Raw genomic sequence first — 15925 nt, forward strand, 5'->3', positions numbered from 1 at the left:
TAATCATCTAAACAAGTCATAAGCCGCCCAGTAAAATGGATTTTCTTCGTAGTACTCATCTTTTCTCATTTCGAGCAAAGCTTTTCTGTATGATTTATGGATATCTGAAGAATCGCCAAGGTAATCTTTTAAAAATATCGAAAGAAACTTATTTGATGCATCAATATCAACTTTCCATAATGAACTCATCACATATTTTGCTCCGGCGTTTTTAAAGGCGCGTTGAAAACCAAAAACCCCTTCCGATCCAAGATTATCACCCAAACCACTTTCGCAGGCGGCCAAAATAGTCAACTCGTTGCCTGGTAAAGCCAAATTCGATATTTCAGCGCCATTTATGATGTAATCCTCAGATGGTAAGGATTTTATGTTGGCATTGGCAAAGACCAATCCAATTTTTGATAGTGGGTCAATAAACTGATTGTTGTCTTTTTCTTGAATCGCCACATTGTTAATACTGTCTATTTCCGGACAATTGTAATAATAGCCGTGCGTAGCAATCAATAGAAGTTGTAGATGACGATTTTGAGCTATAGATTTTACAAAGTTTTCTTTTGTTGCATCTTGAGCTGTCAACGATTTCTTAAATAAATTGCCCAGTGAATCAGTTTGATAATCATTGTAATCTTTGAACTTGTATGGAGGAAAACCGCAAATATTTTCTATACCTGCCTGGCCTCTGCCCTTATCAATTTTTGCAATATCATTCATATCGCTTGATTCACCATAATCAATGTCCCTGAATGCAAGCATTTCATTTATTTCCATTTTCTTGTGCTCATCTTGCTTAAGAGCAATAATATCCGCAGTGCTGCTTACTCTGATCAGATGATAATCGTCAACCAGAAAGCGATTAGACCCATCCTGCCTTTTAATGGCATTAAAAGTAATACTGTTAAGATCGCCATATGGTGAAAAATAAATAATGGTATCGTCCTCAGAAAGATATTCTAACAATGGCTCCCACAGGAGTGAGAATAAACTATGCTTTGTGAATTTCTCAATACCGGTGTAACGCTCATTTATAATTTGAGGAAGATACTGGCTAATGGTTCCATCAATTTTTTTTAAACTGTCAATCGCAGCTATATATTCAATTCCAGCCAGATTGCTCAATATCCTTTCAACCTTATCATGCAAATGATAGGAGATCAAATATTCAAAACGCCATAAATCAACCTTTCTACATAATGGAATAAAATGGGGCGACTCCCATTCCTTTTTTGTTAATACAGCATAAATTGTATCATTGGTAAATACATCAGCAAGGTTATTTAAACTTGCATTGTTTCTAAAATCAATAGTATTCCAATTAGCAATTTCCTGATCACTTAAGGTGAAATCTACAAATTCGATGGCAACCTCATTTTCTTCTAAAACATTCCTTAACTGATTGAAGTCGGGCGTTTTAAATTTCTCATTCAGCCCTGTCTCCATGAGTCTTTTTAACAAAAGATTTTCATTTTGTGCGAGTGAATCCAAATATTGTTCTTTCATATTTCTAGTTTCGAGCCCAATGGCAGCAAATTTCCTCTTAACTTCATTGAAAGTCTGAATATTATCAAAATTCCTCAAGTTATAGGCATCAGCTCCAAGTTGAAGGTACTTATAAAAGTTGACTTCCGCATTCCGATAATCCTCATAAATTTTTACCAATTCCTCATCACCCGACTCAAATATGACTTGTTTTAACCGATATGATCTATCAGAAGTGGTTTTCTTCATCAATAAAACATTCTTATAAACAAGTTCATTAATCACTTTAGAAACAGAATCCTTCTGCTCATAGTCCAAATCATCTATTAACATCATATTTAGCACAAGCAGCAAGCTTTTTTGCATCATATTCTCAAAAGAATAACCTTCTGAGCCATAATTTAAACCAAAATTCTCATCAGAAATATTATGTAGTTTTGAATTCAAAATGATATCTTGTTCCAAGATGCGATTATTAATAGTTATTTTGTAGTTTAGGAATTTATCTAACCCTAAGCTGTCTTTTAGAGCATCATTCAACTTATCATCGGTAATATATTTTATCTCGAATTGCATCAAATCGGATAGTTTAAATTTCATGAAATCAATTCCAAATAAAGTCCATTTTAGACCATTACTTCGTGAAACCAGCGGTAGTGAGTCATAAATATCCTTCGCAAGTTGCAAGTAATGGGAACTTTTGGCAAGCGATTCACGTCTTTCATCAATATCAATATTTCCATCATTAATACTCCAATACTCAAAAATGGCGGCTAAAGTTTCCAATTTTTCAGCGCGGTCTATCACATTATCAAAAGTAATGCTATCAAAATACTTTTGCAGCGAGTCTCGGGAATCTTTGTATGATTCATAAGGACCGATCTCAGCAAATAGATTGCATTTATTCCACATAAGGTGAAATTTGACAGATTCGTCTTTGTTGGCAAAAACAATTGCACGATCTCTATAATAAATTGCACTATCATAGTAAATTGCATTATAAATGTGTCCAAGCGATTCGCATTGTTCTGCAAGTTTTTCATAAGTGTAAGCAATATTCCAGCCGGTCGTGTCAATTTCTTTTGCCAGTTGATTAGCCATTCTATAAGTTTGAATTGCTTCATCATATTTTCTTAAATTATTTAGTGCAAGTCCCATCGAAATGTAACTGAAGTAGAGTTCTTCTTTTGATTCTGATAAACTGGCGAACTGAACTCCTTTATTATGACATTCAATTGAAGTCTCATAATCTTCAAGATTATAGTATGCTCTGGCTAGCCTTACATAAGATTTTGAAAGCTTTAGATAAATATTTAAAGAATCCTGTCTGTTCAAATAGGTTTCATGGTTAAATAAACTGTCTCTTACATATGCTTCCAATACATTTTGCTGCTTCACAACCTCGTTAAAATTGTTGACGCCCATAAAATAATAAATTTTTAATTCCAAAGGAATTAAACGAACTCCAAGATTTTTATAGTTTCTTCTCCTTTCATTGTGGTTATCCTCATAATAACCAATGTTTTGCAATGCATTATCAAATTTCTCAATTGCATCTTCAATTAGAACAATATAATCCCACAATTTCTTATAATCATCATTTACATCATAATACCGGGCAATTAGATCGTAGTAATCAATAAATCCAAATGTTCTTTGATTATAAAGGTCAGGGTATTCTGACACATACTTATCATGAAAGAATTTGAAGTTACCAAGATATTTGTTTGCAATTTGCTTATCTATTTCGTTATTAGTACTCAAATATTTTCTAAAGCACGTATCAAACAAACGAAAATTAGAACTTAATTCTAAAAAGTAATAAAATACCAGTTCCATATCAGTTTTCACTGTTTGCAATACTTGTTGTAAATGTTCTGTGTCCGGTTGTTCTGTAAGTAGATCAATGTAAAAGGAATAAAATAAACCTTTATCAGCTAAACAATGATCGCCAAAATTTTGATCTTTTAGCTTCAAAATAAGCTGATATGCGGTATCGCATTCATTCATAGCATTTGCAAAGCAGGTTTGGTAATTTTCACTTATCAGTTCTGGATTTTCAATTTTAATGCGATAGTGATCAGCTCTATTAAAATGGTAGTGTAACCAAATGCAATCACTGTTCAACTTTTCAGCTATCTGCCGGGCAGAATCAAGAAAAACACCAGATTGCAAGAAAAGGCCATCAAAATACTTTGAATCATACGTTTGCTGGTACATTGCATCTACAAACTCAATACGCTTGGTGAATGCTTTTTTAATATTTAGACCAAATTTTTGTTCTAACAAGCAATTCAAACTTTGTTCATCTTTCGCAATTGAAAACTTATGGAGGAGAGCATTATTTTTAGATAAAAGACCATCAATTATTTCATATACTGGATTCCAATCACTATTTAAAGATGCCTTTATCGTATTACTTTTTAATCCTAAATCATTTAATTCCGACTCCTGCTGTATTAACATACACGTATTTACGCCAAAATTTTCTGCAATCAGAGTCAGGGTTTTTATTGCTTTGCCTGAATAAAGTAATGCGCTATCAATAGCAATTAGACTAAAGGCTTTTTTCTTCTCTTCGCTCATTTTATTGGCTTCTTCTGAGGAGGTATTTAAATTAAATGATTTAGCCATGTCTTTAAATAAATTCATTTCATTTATCAACTTCTGCTCAGTTTGTGGTGATACCTTTGTTATAATTGTTAAGGCCTTATAGTATTCATTCCTTGCCAAATTCAGTTCATCCATCTTAAATACCATTTTTTTATGAAAATTAAGGTAAATATTACCACGGGTATTATACGTAAAGGCAAGATGCTGATAAAGGTCATTATCTGACAAAATATTATTGGGATTCGATAAAAGCAATTCCTCTATCTCCCTGTTTTTTTGTAATGCATCATCCCATTCCCAAATATTTCCATAGCATTTAGTGAGTTCTCCAAGAATGTTAAGCGTTTCGATAAAAATTTGGTCGTTAAGGCCAATCTCATTGATTGCTATCTCAAGCAGCTTTAATGCATGAGTGTAATTATCTATTGCTAAACGGTTTGCTGTATCCGAGCCAATTGCTGCATAGCAAAGACCAAGAAATTTGTATATTCTAAATCTTTGATCCAAATTCTTTATCTTCTCAGCATTATTATTATAGATATTGTTTTGGTTTAACTCAAGCGCATTTGTTGCTATATTAATTGCAGTGTCGAAATAGTTATTGTTAAAGTGATTATTAGCTTCATTGAGGTATTGCTCTATTTTAAAGTGCTGTTGATAATATGTTCTGCACAATAGTAAATCTTTTCTCTGGTATAAAAGATTTTCTATTTGAGACTTCTCGCTAATTAAAGGTTCAATCAGTTGGTTCACCATGATTGCTTCATCCAGGTATTTTATGATTGAGTCAGGATTAGAAAAAGAAACGTAATATAATGCAATATCACCATAAATGTTCTGACGTTGATTAAAGGTCTCAATTCTTTCGTTTACGTTAGATGGATTCAGTTTCAAATTTGATACTAGTGCACTATCATAATAACCTAAGATTTGATCATATTTAATATTTTTTATTGCAAAATACGCATGTGCATGAAAAATCTGTGCCCGCTGGTAGAAGATTCTATTTTCTAATTGTGGTGTTGGTTTAACTTCTTGATTAAATTTTAATGCATCATGCAATAGCTTGTCATTATTTTGTTCTGTAATGTTAAATAGCTCAATATGAAGGTCAGCGCAATTAAGCAATGAATTTGAAATTATAGTTTGATCATTTTCCAACTCAAAGTACTTTTTGTAGCTTACAATAGCGTTTTCAATACTTAGTATTTGGGCTTTTGAATCACCTTTGCTTGAACTAATGAATTTTTTCAGATAATGCAAATCAATTTCCAGAGAAATAATATTTATTATTAAATCCTCATTATCTCTGCTGCATAAATTCAAATACTGTAGGCTTACACTATGATAATAATCAGCGCTATCAATTAATGATGCATTTAATGATAACCTACTCATCTCAAAAATAACAAGACTTCTAACCCAATTTGATGAATCTATGTCCTTATTGGAGGGGATAGTGTTCATCGATGAATTAAGTAAACTATTGATTTGTTCTCTTGTTTTATATTGATTTCCTTTGAAATATTCATTTGCTAAATGTCTTCCCCAAAGATAATAAGTCTCATAAAGGTGCATCGAATCATTTAAGTTTCGCTCTGCATTGATTGCTTGATTAAAGATGGCTTCAGTAAGTGTCAAATCTTCAGAATTGGTGTTCATCTGTTGTAATTTTGAGAGGTAATACATAGATTTTACCTTTTCGTCTGAACAGCCTTTTACAAACACAGCAAGCCATTTGTCAATTTCGATAGCTTGTTCATTATTGTCTTTCTGAAGGTTTTCCCATAGAAAGTAATAAACTGAATTCTTTAAAGAGTCCCTCTCGTAGGATAAATGATTTGAATTTGTAAAGAGGTATTTAACTTGTTTAAAGTCATTTCTTTTCATAGCATCAAACAGATCATTCTGGCTGAATAAGAGGGTTGATATCCAGGAGAGAAAGAGCATGAGGAATAACTTTTTCATTGTTTTGGGGATTTGTTGTTTATGAATAAATGAATTTCATGTTTAATTCTTTGATTTTTAGCCATTCAGCCTCAACAGTGTTTTTGCTTTTACGGCAGCCATCAGGTCAGGGTAGTCAACCTGCACCGCTTTGCCTTCGATCAGCACCTGGGTAGCATAACCGAGTATCTTGCTGAAGAGCCACATCATTATAATTTCCAGTGAATCATTTTCAGTGAAAGTCAGGTACATTTTAATGCTTTCGGTAAAACCGATGCTGCGGTTGGCATAGTTTGCGTCAATCACAATGCTGGCATCGGTTCCCTTAATTCGGTAGCTGTCGCCTCTTTCGAGCCAGCGGTAGTGCGTACCAAACAGGTAATACTTCAGATCTTTTTCGCGGGTAATGATCTCAATTTTCAGCCTGTTGTAGGCATACTTTTCGTTGGCATTATTAACAGGTACCGAAGTACTGATTGGATCTTTTTTACTTTTCAGGTGGGTGCGGATTTTATCGGCCAGGAGTTCAATTTCCTTGTATTTGTCTGTGGCCAGCAGCCGCACAGTTTCGTCGCCGAATTTTTCAAATTTATCGGGGTGCCAGGTTGCCCTTAGCTCTCTGAGCCGCTGTTCGAATTCATGGTCCAGTAACTCCTCAGGCAATTTGCCAAAGTACTCTTTTACTTTGTCTCTTTCGGAATTGGAAAAGTGTAACGAATTCATAAACAATTGATTAGAAGAAGTGTTGAGAAAGAGTTTGCAAGTGTAAAAATAGAAATTTTTCAGATACAACTGTATCAGTTTACTTTTTTATTATCACAAAAATTGGAAGGATTCCTTATGATACTGATGGAGAGAAATAAAATCGGCGTCCGGGGCACTGATGGAGTTCAATGTATCTCAAAGGCAGTTGAATTCGCTGTCACAAAATGGAGATCAATTCCTTTTAACAGCAAACAACATCACCATGCAGACAAACTTTGAAATCATTATCGGACTTGTGGCGCTCGCAGGCAGCATCGCGACGGCAGCATTGGCAGCCTGGGCCGAAAAGAAACTTGGCAACCAAGAAACAGTGCAAAAAGAAATGGGGAAGCATGAATAAATATCCGCCTGAGTGCATCTCCATCCAAAAGGCTATGTAATTACATATTAAATGATTAACAATAAAATGTACAATTATGAACCTGAAAAATCCCACTACAATCCGTTCGTTCATCATCCTCCTGACTTTCCTGGCAGCTTATTGTGGCTTTGACTTTTATCCGGGGGAATTTAGGTTTGCTATCACAGGTAATTATGCACTCAGGCTGCTCTGGATTTTTGCCTGGTGGGCGGCGCCAACCCTATTGATTACAGGCCTGCTGTTTGGATTCAGGAATCTGCCCGCAGTGCTGGGACTCAATCGCAACCCGATGAAAGGACTGGCGTTTGCAGCTATAACTGGGTGGGCTATGCTGATGAGTTTAGGGATAATTGCCGGGTTTAAGATGAAAACCGAATGGATGGACCATTTAAGAATACTGCCTTTTGGATGGCTTATGGAGGAATATTTATTCAGAGGCTTTCTGTTTGGGATTTTATTTCGAAAAGTCGGATGGGGATTCATCCCGGCGGGAATCCTGGGAGCGATTTTTTTTGGCATGATACATACTTACCAGGGAAGCACCATTACTCAGCAGCTCATAATATTCCTGGTAACCACCCTGGTAGCGCTCTGGTTATCCTGGCTTTACATCGAGTGGAACACCAACCTTTGGGTTCCCATATTTATGCACATCCTTATGAACCTGCCGGGGCGCCTCTTTGACTTTATAGGAGTTGACTTTTTAGATTTTTATACTATTTTCTTCAAATCATTGACCATTGCTATTTCAGTATTTCTGACGATAAGGCGGGGTAAGCGGAGCGGATTCAGGATAAATGTAAGCAACCTGTGGACGAATGCTGCTAATCGTCAGCCGGGTAACATTTATTATCGTATCAATTACAAATTTCGGAGCTGATAAGGCTGTATCAAAATCCGGATCAGACCCAAAGCATTGCAAAAATGTGAAGCGCTTTTTTGGATGCAATTTACCTGGATAAATGAAGGCATTATGAATAACAACCACGCAATAAATGAAAGGATTATGGAACGGGCTAAAGGCGATAAAAAAAGTAGCACACGAGGAACTGATGGGATACTAAATATCAGAAAGCCAAATGTCGCCTGCTGTCACAAATGCAAGATCAATTCCTTTTTATAGCAAACAACAACACCATGCAGACAAATTTTGAAATCATTATCGGACTTATGGCACTCGCAGGCAGCATCACTATAGCAGCATTGGCTGCATGGGTTGAAAAGAGACTTGACAACAATCAATCACCACAAAAAGAAAGGAGGAAGCATGAATAAAGACCCGCCTGAATGCATCTCAATCCAAAAAGCTATCTAATTACATATTAAACAATTAACAATAAAACGTAGAATTATGAAAAAGTTATTAATGTTCATCTTTTTAGGATTTCTTTTTATGGCCATGGCAGGCAATAACCTGATGGCGCAATCCCTCCAGAAGCAGCCAGATGGCGTTAATTACGAAGTTGTAGGAACCCGGTACGAGTGGCGAGTACTTTCTGTTTGCGGTTACAATGATGTGAGTGACCCCAATCATAGAAAATTTGACTTTGTGGCTTTTTATGATGACTTTCGGCTTGGGTATATGGATGGTTATTTTATTGGCAATCAAATTGATTGTAGTATTGATCCATACAAATACTGTGATAAATTATCGTTAACAAATTTATCCTCACAGTATTTATCTGGCTATCTTGAGGGAATAAAGCAAGGGCAAAAAGACAAATGCGAACAAAAAATTAACAATGAAATTCTTGATGGTAGTTTTACTGATTCTTACTTGAAAGGAGGTATGTCAATGAAATTCATTTGACTTAACATAGCGGGAGTTGGCAACCAAGGGTTACCTTCTACCGGGCTTCAACTAAAGGCCGTTGCCAAAAAAGGGCTGAAAAGGAAATAATTTATCTAAGTTTTTAAAAAGGAAATTTTTATGAAAACAATTGCATTAGTATTTATTTTTTCTATTCTTTATGTAACCCATTTAGCAGCTCAAAGCAATAAACAATCATCTGATAAGAAGTGTGATACCTGGGTGGATAAAGTTCTTGAACCAGCCTCCAGAGCGAGAGAAACAACCAGATCAGTCCACAGCGATCGTAGTAATGGTGAGTTAGATTATTCAAATCGTGTTTTGGATGTTTATGATGCTTCAAGGGCAGCAAGAGATTGTGATAGCAAATCGTCAGGCTCGTCAAAAGACAAGTATACTAATACACCGAGTTCTAACAATAATGGGAAAACATCTGCCTCGAGTGGCGAGAAATCGGATGGCAAATCGTCAGGCTCGTCAAAAGACAAGGGTACTAATACACCGAGTTCTAACAATAATGGGAAAACATCTGCCTCGAGTGTCGAGAAATCGGATGGCAAATCCAGTAGTAAAAGTAGCGGCAGTAGTGGTTCTAGTGGCAGTAGTAGTTGGGATAGATTCAATAGTCGAGGAAGATAGTTCCATCAATTTAATACTTCAAATTACAATGAAGAGGCTGTCTCAAAAGGTCAGCCTCTTTTTACCGCTTTGCTAATTGAACTAATAATAACCAGTCTAATAACAACATTCAACTAAAACACAATAAGTATGACTTTAAAACAACTAATTTGCAGCAATCAATGGGATGAAGTAAAGGATCAGCTTCTTAAGTACTATCCCGACGTGATTGATGCGATTCAAACCTATGAAGAACTGTTTTATCAACTCCATTTCTGGAAAGAATATGAATCTGATTGGAAAATTTTCTTTGAAAAAAGAGAAAAAAATGATTTTGTTGACGTGAAAGGTAAAGTTGAAGTTATCTCAGAAGATGGAACCCCAGAAACCCGCTATACTATAATGGAGTTTACCCGCTGGGCTGTTTGGCTGGGCTGTGAAATTGATCCTGACACTTTGAAAGATTATTCTGAGCCACAAATCATTGCTCATTGTATGTGGGAGATGACTTTTATGGGTTGGGATGAAGAAGAAATTGGCTCAAAAATGGACGAGTTGGCCGCTATCTTAAATACCATGTCGGCTGAGGATCAAAAACCATCAGAAGAGGTTTGATGCTCTATGGCAAATAATCATTGCAAGCGACAGGATTGGAAGTTTCAAGTAAATTTGCAAACATCAACTGATTTTTCAAATTTTAGTTTACGCACATGGAAAAAGCATCTTTAGGTCTCGCAGTTTTATTTATGGCATTTGCAATTCTGAATTTGATCGGCGCTTATCGCTCGTACCAAAAGCATCTGCTGAACAAAGAGCGTAAAAATTCCAAAGATTTTCCCGGAAATAATTTGAAAATGGCAGATAGCGATGACTCTATTCAATAAGAAAAACCCAGTGAGTCTCCCGAAAACGAAGTGCGTTATGTTACCTACACTGAATGCCCCGCCTGTGGACAGAAGTTAGATGAAAATTACAAAACCTGTCCCGAATGTGGGTTATTCCTTCGTTGATGACCAAATTTAGTAAATTCAACCGGCTTGAAGCTCTTTTGAAGTTGAAAGCATAAAAAAAAAGTTTTATGTAATGTCCTGAAATTACTCATTGTTTATTTATTAGTAAGTCTCCATTCTCCAAGCTGTCACAAACCGTGAGGCTTTTTCTTTTTTAGGGTGTAGCTGCACTTGCAACTTTAACATTAACACTAACTAAAAAGAAAGGAGAATCAGATGTCAACATTTTCAAAACACCCGAAAGAGCTCTGGATCCTCGGCTTAACCGAGATGGCTGAACGTTTCGCGTTCTATCTCATGCTGGGCATCCTGATGCTTTACATGATCGCGCCCGAGAATGCCAAATTCCCCGGATTTGGCTTTTCCAACGCCAATGCATCCGATATCATGGGCACCTACCTCGCTCTTCTTTACCTTACGCCATTCATTGGTGGTATGCTGGCAGACAGGGTGCTGGGTTATCGCAGGTCCATCACCATTGGCGGTATCCTTATGGGACTGGGTTACTTTGGCCTGGCTGCCCACAACCAAACCTTCTTTTACTTGTCATTGCTGCTCATCATTTTGGGAAATGGCTTTTTTAAACCAAACATTTCAACATTGGTTGGCAGGCTTTACGAAAAAGCACAATACAAGCATCTGAAGGATGACGGCTTCAATATCTTCTATCTGTTCATCAACATCGGAGCCTTTCTATGCAACTTTTTTGCAGCCTATCTGAGGATCAATTATGGCTGGGGATGGGCATTCATGGCAGCAGGCGCCGGTATGTTTGCCGGACTGGCTTTCCTTTGGTCAAGCCAGTTGTTTACCACGGAATTAAAGCGTGTTGATACCATCCAGCGCGACGTAAATGGGAATGGAGAATTGATCAGATTACTTGGCAAGATGCTTCTGCCTGCATTTGCCCTGGCGGCTGTAGGTTGGTTTGTTCCGCCATTATTAATTGGCGGCCCTTTTTTAGGAACATCTTCAACCGATGCCTTTTTGTTTTTCTGCTTCCCGGTGGTTTTCTTCTTCTATAGTCTTTACAAAAACGCACCTCTATTCAAAGAGCAAAGACAGATTAGAGCATTGATGACCATTTTTGTGGTGGTCATTATCTTCTGGGCTGTTTTTCATCAAAACGCCTCAGCGTTAACATTGTGGGCAGAAGACTTCACCAATCGCACCGTACCTGCGCTTTTGACTGGGATTACAGACGCGCTCTCATTAAGTCAATCTGATGGAAGCCAAAAGTTCTTCAGCGCTGAACTCTTCCAAAGCGTCAATCCGGGCTTTGTTGTCTTTCTCACCCCTTTGATTGTAGGATTCTTCAGAATTCTGAGAAAAAGGGATAAAGAACCTTCTACACCGGTAAAAATTGCATGGGGTCTGGGGATTACAGCTATTTCGGCTCTGGTTATGATGGTGGCAGTAATAGTAAGCAACAATGGCGCGACAAAAGCCAGTCCTTTGTGGCTCATCTCTACCTATGGCATCATCACAGTCGGCGAACTGTTCTTAAGCCCAATGGGCTTGTCTTTGGTTTCAAAACTCAGTCCTGCGCGGTACACATCTCTTTTGATGGGGGGCTGGTTCCTTTCAACTTCAATCGGAAATAAGCTTTCCGGTGTAATGGCAAGTATGTGGGATGGTTACACCAACAAGGCCTTCTATTTCCTGACCAATGCCGGCCTGGCAATGGTTGCGGTCATCATTCTGATAATTCTCCTTCCTGGTCTTAAGAAGGTCGTCTCCGAAGATCAAAATGGTTAACTCCCACCCCTTCTCACCTGAATGTTCCCTGCGGGTTTCGGCTCGCGGGGGCATTCTTTTAATTTCCCCAACAGTCACAAATAGCATGAAAATGCCTGATATAATAGCAATACAGTTGATAATGAACTTCACCTATTTAATAAAAATGATACACTTTAAAATTTACAAATCATGAAAATCATCGCAAAAATTTCGACAATCGCCTTAATAATCCTGGCATTTGCAAATTTCAGTGTGAAACCACAAACAAATGACCTTAGAATTGATGGCGTGCATTATGACCTTTTAAGAACCCACTACGAGTGGAGGGTAAATCCACCTTGCACGGTAAATAGCAAAGCCGGTGAAAATGAAGGAAAATTCAAGATCGAAACAAGGTATTACCGCCGTTTCGAAGCTGGAGTAACAGTCGAATCCTGGATTGAAGATGTTGAATGTGGCTGGACTGGGGAATGCAGGGAGGTTCAAAATCACATGTCACAATAGTTCAGATCAGAAATCGAAGAAATTTTGTTCAAAGCCAGAAAAATTATTAGATCAATTCCGTTTTGATGTTAAAAGAATAGTTCTTTGAAATTGTTGTATAGTACGGGTTGTGGCGCTTTTTAGAGTTCAAACGATTTGAATTTAGTTTTGCCAACAAACAAATCTAAGTTATGAATCAAGGAAAATACGTTTTTGCACAGCTATTTTATTTTTGACATAGAAACTTTAAACCAGCTATTTAGGGGCTGCTGATAAACCCCAAATGCCCATTCTGAAAGAAAATATTACGGTGCTCTGCACCTATTGAACTTCATTGCAATCCTTTGTTCTACCAATATTTCGCCACGCTGTGGCTATTGCGTCAGGTGCAGCGCACCTAAATCTTTGTAGAAATATCAAACAAAAATTGATAAAAGGTGCAGCGCACCGCAATATTAAATGCAAGGTTTATTCAGCCTTTTCCTTGATTTCCTTGCATTTGTTTTTGAAAAATGATTAGTATCTTTTTAGTTTTCATAAAGTTAGATGTTTATCAGCAGCCCCTATTTAACAACCAAAACTTACAAAATTTCAAAGAACAGAATTGTAACCATTTGAAAATGTTCTAATTATAACGAAAGCTATTGATAACTAATGTATGTTCCATAAATCAAAACATCAGTAATGCATAGAATATTCAACCCAATAGAAGAAGACCCTGAATTCGTAATTATAAACTTCCTGAATCATTTACACTTTATGACACCAAGGGAAATGTACGAAATCATTGATAAAAATGGATACATAGGTCAGGAAAAAGCCAGGAAATCAATTTGTTTAATGGCTTATCGTCACATTAACAGGCTAAAAAAACTGTATCTTGACAGAGTTCCTGCGGATGAATTACCGTCGAAGGAGAATACTCTTTTAATTGGGCCAACAGGTTGTGGGAAGACTTATTTGATTGACTTACTGTTTAACAAAGTGATTGGCTTGCCCCATGTTAGCATTGATATTACATCCTACTCAGAAACAGGTTACGTTGGACAAGATTTAAACACCATAATCACCAGGCTTATCCATACCGCCGGAAGTCCGGCATTAGCCTCGATAGGCGTTATTTGCATTGATGAGTTCGATAAGTTAAGTTCATCAAAGAACACTGCAGTCTTTGCCGGGGCGGGTACCACTAAGGATGTAACAGGTATTGGTGTTCAAAGGGAACTACTGAAAATACTGGAGTCAACAGTTCTTGATGTTCCACTTGAAACAACCTACATGTCCTCTGGCCCCAGACTTACTTTTAGTACTCAAAACATTCCTGTTATTGCCTGTGGTGCATTTTCAGGTTTCAAACGCTCTATAAATCAACTAAATCAACGTATTGGCTTTCTGAATAAAGTATCTAAAACAACCGCAAAGACAAATATCGCAGTGAGTTATTCAAGAACAGATTTTGATGCAGTAGCAAATTTTGAGAATTATGGATTCATGCCAGAATTAATTGGACGTTTTTCAAGGATACTCCCATTTGAAGCATTGGGTAAATCGGACTTGAAACAGATTTTTCTTTACAATACAATCAAGAAATACGAGAAAGAACTTCGGATTCAGAACTTAACTTTAAATATTGATGAGAGGGTGGTTGATAAAACAGTAAGTGATGCCTTTAAGTTAGAAACAGGCGCCCGCGGATTGAAAAGCGCGTTATTGGTACTTATTGAAGATGCATGCTTTGAAGCATATTCCAATCATGGCAAAATGCGTAAGATCAGTTTGTCCCTTGAAACCCCGGAAAGCATTATCTGGAGGCTCGAATGATTGGAATGATACGGTAAGACAAAAATGTCTGTGTCATTTCACGTCGGAAAATTTGAGTCTCTTACTTTAAGAATCTTCCCGGCCGGGAGCAAACTGATTTCTTTAAATTTTGATTTTTTGGTTTAATCAAATTCACATGAAAGCCGGATAGTTGTTGCGAAAGTTTTTTCTAATACAGCTGAAAACCAATTGGATTGTCAATCAAATACAGATTTCAATGCTTTTTTCATACGGCATGAACAGCCCGATCTCCCTTGCGCAGCATACAGTACATACACCCATTGCTGTTCCTCTTCCATTTAGCCATTTGTCAACTGACAAAAATTTCTCAATCTTAAAGATGAATAATGCTTCTAAGCTGTAGTAATTTTATTCTGGCGATTTGCCTAACCTGTTACCACTTTTCCAACCCACTGGCTGGGTGAAACGTTACGCCTGTCTTTTTTGCGAAGGCTGCCATCAGCATCATGAAAATAGATAAAAAAGTGGAGTTCGTCTCCTGGTGTCGCATCAAGTAAGCTGAATGTAATTCCACCCTGATTCCTCAGCACTGACTGTTTTGGGGTAAAGCTGATGCGCTTTCCGGTGTTGTTTACTATTGCCAAAACCACGCGATCAGTGGCCGACCATTTTTTTCCTTCTTCAGGTTGCCCCCAGGTGATTTTAAAAGTTCCATCCTCAAACTGTTCCAATTGCACCTCTTGTGCGCCTGACCTGTCTCCTTCACTGATCTTCAGCCACTCTGCACTTGCTGGTTTTCCAGCCAGTCTGTATGCATTCAGATTGGCTGAAAGCGCCGAATGGAAAGCAAAACGGCCTTCGGTTACATCATAAAATCCTGTATTGACAACATCTTTCAACCTCTGCATATATTTCATCACATGTGAAAAATCATCCCGGCTCTGCTGTTGCCCGGGCGTAGCCTTCTTTTTACTTCCCGAAGGCCTCATTCTCATCACCGTTTTACCATTCAGCTTGTAAACCACAATGTTGCCTATCCGGCCGCTAAAATCACCCAAAATTCCAGTGTTTGCTCTTGCCATAATCGAATTATTTACTTTTTGTGCTTGTGAAAAACCTGGTTGAAATCCGGAGATAAAAGTAATATAATTTTAATTTAAAACGTAATTTAATTATATTTTATTCAATTTTAAATGTAATAATTACGTTTTACATACGAATTAACTTCGAAGAAACTATGTATTTAATTTATTTTTAAGCTAATTTTTCTCCCAGTCAAAGTGCAGCTTTGTTCAAAATAAGAACCGAAAAGCATTGGCA

Annotated in this window: 14 protein-coding genes; 11 read left to right on the forward strand and 3 right to left on the reverse strand. The window is 37.2% G+C overall.

What is annotated here, in order from left to right:
* Positions 1-3: 3 nt before the first annotated feature.
* A complete protein-coding gene (locus IH598_00665; protein MBE0637014.1) occupies positions 4-6039 on the reverse strand; it encodes a CHAT domain-containing protein in 6036 nt (2011 codons plus the stop codon).
* Between the two features lie 75 nt (positions 6040-6114).
* Positions 6115-6759 carry a hypothetical protein gene (locus IH598_00670; protein MBE0637015.1) on the reverse strand — a complete coding sequence of 215 codons (645 nt, stop codon included), beginning with the start codon at positions 6757-6759 and terminating at the stop codon, positions 6115-6117.
* 244 nt (positions 6760-7003) lie between these two features.
* Here IH598_00670 and IH598_00675 point away from each other — a divergent pair, with 244 nt between their 5' ends.
* From IH598_00675 to IH598_00725, 11 genes are all read left to right on the forward strand, one after another.
* Positions 7004-7141 (forward strand): hypothetical protein, encoded by a 138-nt coding sequence (locus IH598_00675; protein ID MBE0637016.1) that lies wholly within the window; start codon positions 7004-7006, stop codon positions 7139-7141.
* A 76-nt stretch (positions 7142-7217) separates the two neighbouring features.
* Complete coding sequence (locus IH598_00680; GenBank protein MBE0637017.1) at positions 7218-8042, forward strand: CPBP family intramembrane metalloprotease; 825 nt, start codon at positions 7218-7220, stop codon at positions 8040-8042.
* A gap of 257 nt (positions 8043-8299) precedes the next feature.
* Entirely contained in the window at positions 8300-8437 is a 138-nt protein-coding gene (locus IH598_00685) for a hypothetical protein (GenBank protein ID MBE0637018.1), read from the forward strand.
* 76 nt (positions 8438-8513) lie between these two features.
* Entirely contained in the window at positions 8514-8972 is a 459-nt protein-coding gene (locus IH598_00690; protein ID MBE0637019.1) for a hypothetical protein, read from the forward strand.
* Positions 8973-9092: 120 nt separating this feature from the next.
* The gene (locus IH598_00695; protein MBE0637020.1) at positions 9093-9611 is read left to right on the forward strand and encodes a hypothetical protein; all 519 of its coding nucleotides are present in this window, start codon (positions 9093-9095) and stop codon (positions 9609-9611) included.
* A 129-nt stretch (positions 9612-9740) separates the two neighbouring features.
* The gene (locus tag IH598_00700; protein MBE0637021.1) at positions 9741-10205 is read left to right on the forward strand and encodes a hypothetical protein; all 465 of its coding nucleotides are present in this window, start codon (positions 9741-9743) and stop codon (positions 10203-10205) included.
* 95 nt (positions 10206-10300) lie between these two features.
* A complete protein-coding gene (locus IH598_00705; protein ID MBE0637022.1) occupies positions 10301-10474 on the forward strand; it encodes a hypothetical protein in 174 nt (57 codons plus the stop codon).
* 30 nt (positions 10475-10504) lie between these two features.
* The gene (locus IH598_00710) at positions 10505-10600 is read left to right on the forward strand and encodes a zinc-ribbon domain-containing protein (protein MBE0637023.1); all 96 of its coding nucleotides are present in this window, start codon (positions 10505-10507) and stop codon (positions 10598-10600) included.
* 216 nt (positions 10601-10816) lie between these two features.
* Positions 10817-12358 (forward strand): peptide MFS transporter, encoded by a 1542-nt coding sequence (locus tag IH598_00715; protein MBE0637024.1) that lies wholly within the window; start codon positions 10817-10819, stop codon positions 12356-12358.
* A gap of 171 nt (positions 12359-12529) precedes the next feature.
* Positions 12530-12844 carry a hypothetical protein gene (locus tag IH598_00720; GenBank protein MBE0637025.1) on the forward strand — a complete coding sequence of 105 codons (315 nt, stop codon included), beginning with the start codon at positions 12530-12532 and terminating at the stop codon, positions 12842-12844.
* 663 nt (positions 12845-13507) lie between these two features.
* Complete coding sequence (locus IH598_00725) at positions 13508-14644, forward strand: AAA family ATPase (protein MBE0637026.1); 1137 nt, start codon at positions 13508-13510, stop codon at positions 14642-14644.
* A gap of 386 nt (positions 14645-15030) precedes the next feature.
* Here the strand turns inward: IH598_00725 and IH598_00730 are convergent, their stop codons facing one another.
* Positions 15031-15687 (reverse strand): hypothetical protein, encoded by a 657-nt coding sequence (locus IH598_00730; GenBank protein ID MBE0637027.1) that lies wholly within the window; start codon positions 15685-15687, stop codon positions 15031-15033.
* Positions 15688-15925 lie beyond the last annotated feature (238 nt).

It is taken from the genome of Bacteroidales bacterium (assembly GCA_014860585.1).
Lineage (GTDB): Bacteria > Bacteroidota > Bacteroidia > Bacteroidales > 4484-276 > RZYY01.

Bases quoted from the DNA above. Each gene is read 5' to 3' on its own strand.
- IH598_00730 (MBE0637027.1), bottom strand. From the start codon at position 15,687: ATGGCAAGAGCAAACACTGGAATTTTGGGTGATTTTAGCGGCCGGATA.
- IH598_00680 (MBE0637017.1), top strand. From the start codon at position 7,218: ATGAACCTGAAAAATCCCACTACAATCCGTTCGTTCATCATCCTCCTG.
- IH598_00725 (MBE0637026.1), top strand. From the start codon at position 13,508: ATGCATAGAATATTCAACCCAATAGAAGAAGACCCTGAATTCGTAATT.
- IH598_00700 (MBE0637021.1), top strand. From the start codon at position 9,741: ATGACTTTAAAACAACTAATTTGCAGCAATCAATGGGATGAAGTAAAG.
- IH598_00685 (MBE0637018.1), top strand. From the start codon at position 8,300: ATGCAGACAAATTTTGAAATCATTATCGGACTTATGGCACTCGCAGGC.
- IH598_00665 (MBE0637014.1), bottom strand. From the start codon at position 6,039: ATGCTCTTTCTCTCCTGGATATCAACCCTCTTATTCAGCCAGAATGAT.
- IH598_00670 (MBE0637015.1), bottom strand. From the start codon at position 6,759: ATGAATTCGTTACACTTTTCCAATTCCGAAAGAGACAAAGTAAAAGAG.
- IH598_00675 (MBE0637016.1), top strand. From the start codon at position 7,004: ATGCAGACAAACTTTGAAATCATTATCGGACTTGTGGCGCTCGCAGGC.
- IH598_00695 (MBE0637020.1), top strand. From the start codon at position 9,093: ATGAAAACAATTGCATTAGTATTTATTTTTTCTATTCTTTATGTAACC.
- IH598_00705 (MBE0637022.1), top strand. From the start codon at position 10,301: ATGGAAAAAGCATCTTTAGGTCTCGCAGTTTTATTTATGGCATTTGCA.
- IH598_00720 (MBE0637025.1), top strand. From the start codon at position 12,530: ATGAAAATCATCGCAAAAATTTCGACAATCGCCTTAATAATCCTGGCA.
- IH598_00715 (MBE0637024.1), top strand. From the start codon at position 10,817: ATGTCAACATTTTCAAAACACCCGAAAGAGCTCTGGATCCTCGGCTTA.
- IH598_00690 (MBE0637019.1), top strand. From the start codon at position 8,514: ATGAAAAAGTTATTAATGTTCATCTTTTTAGGATTTCTTTTTATGGCC.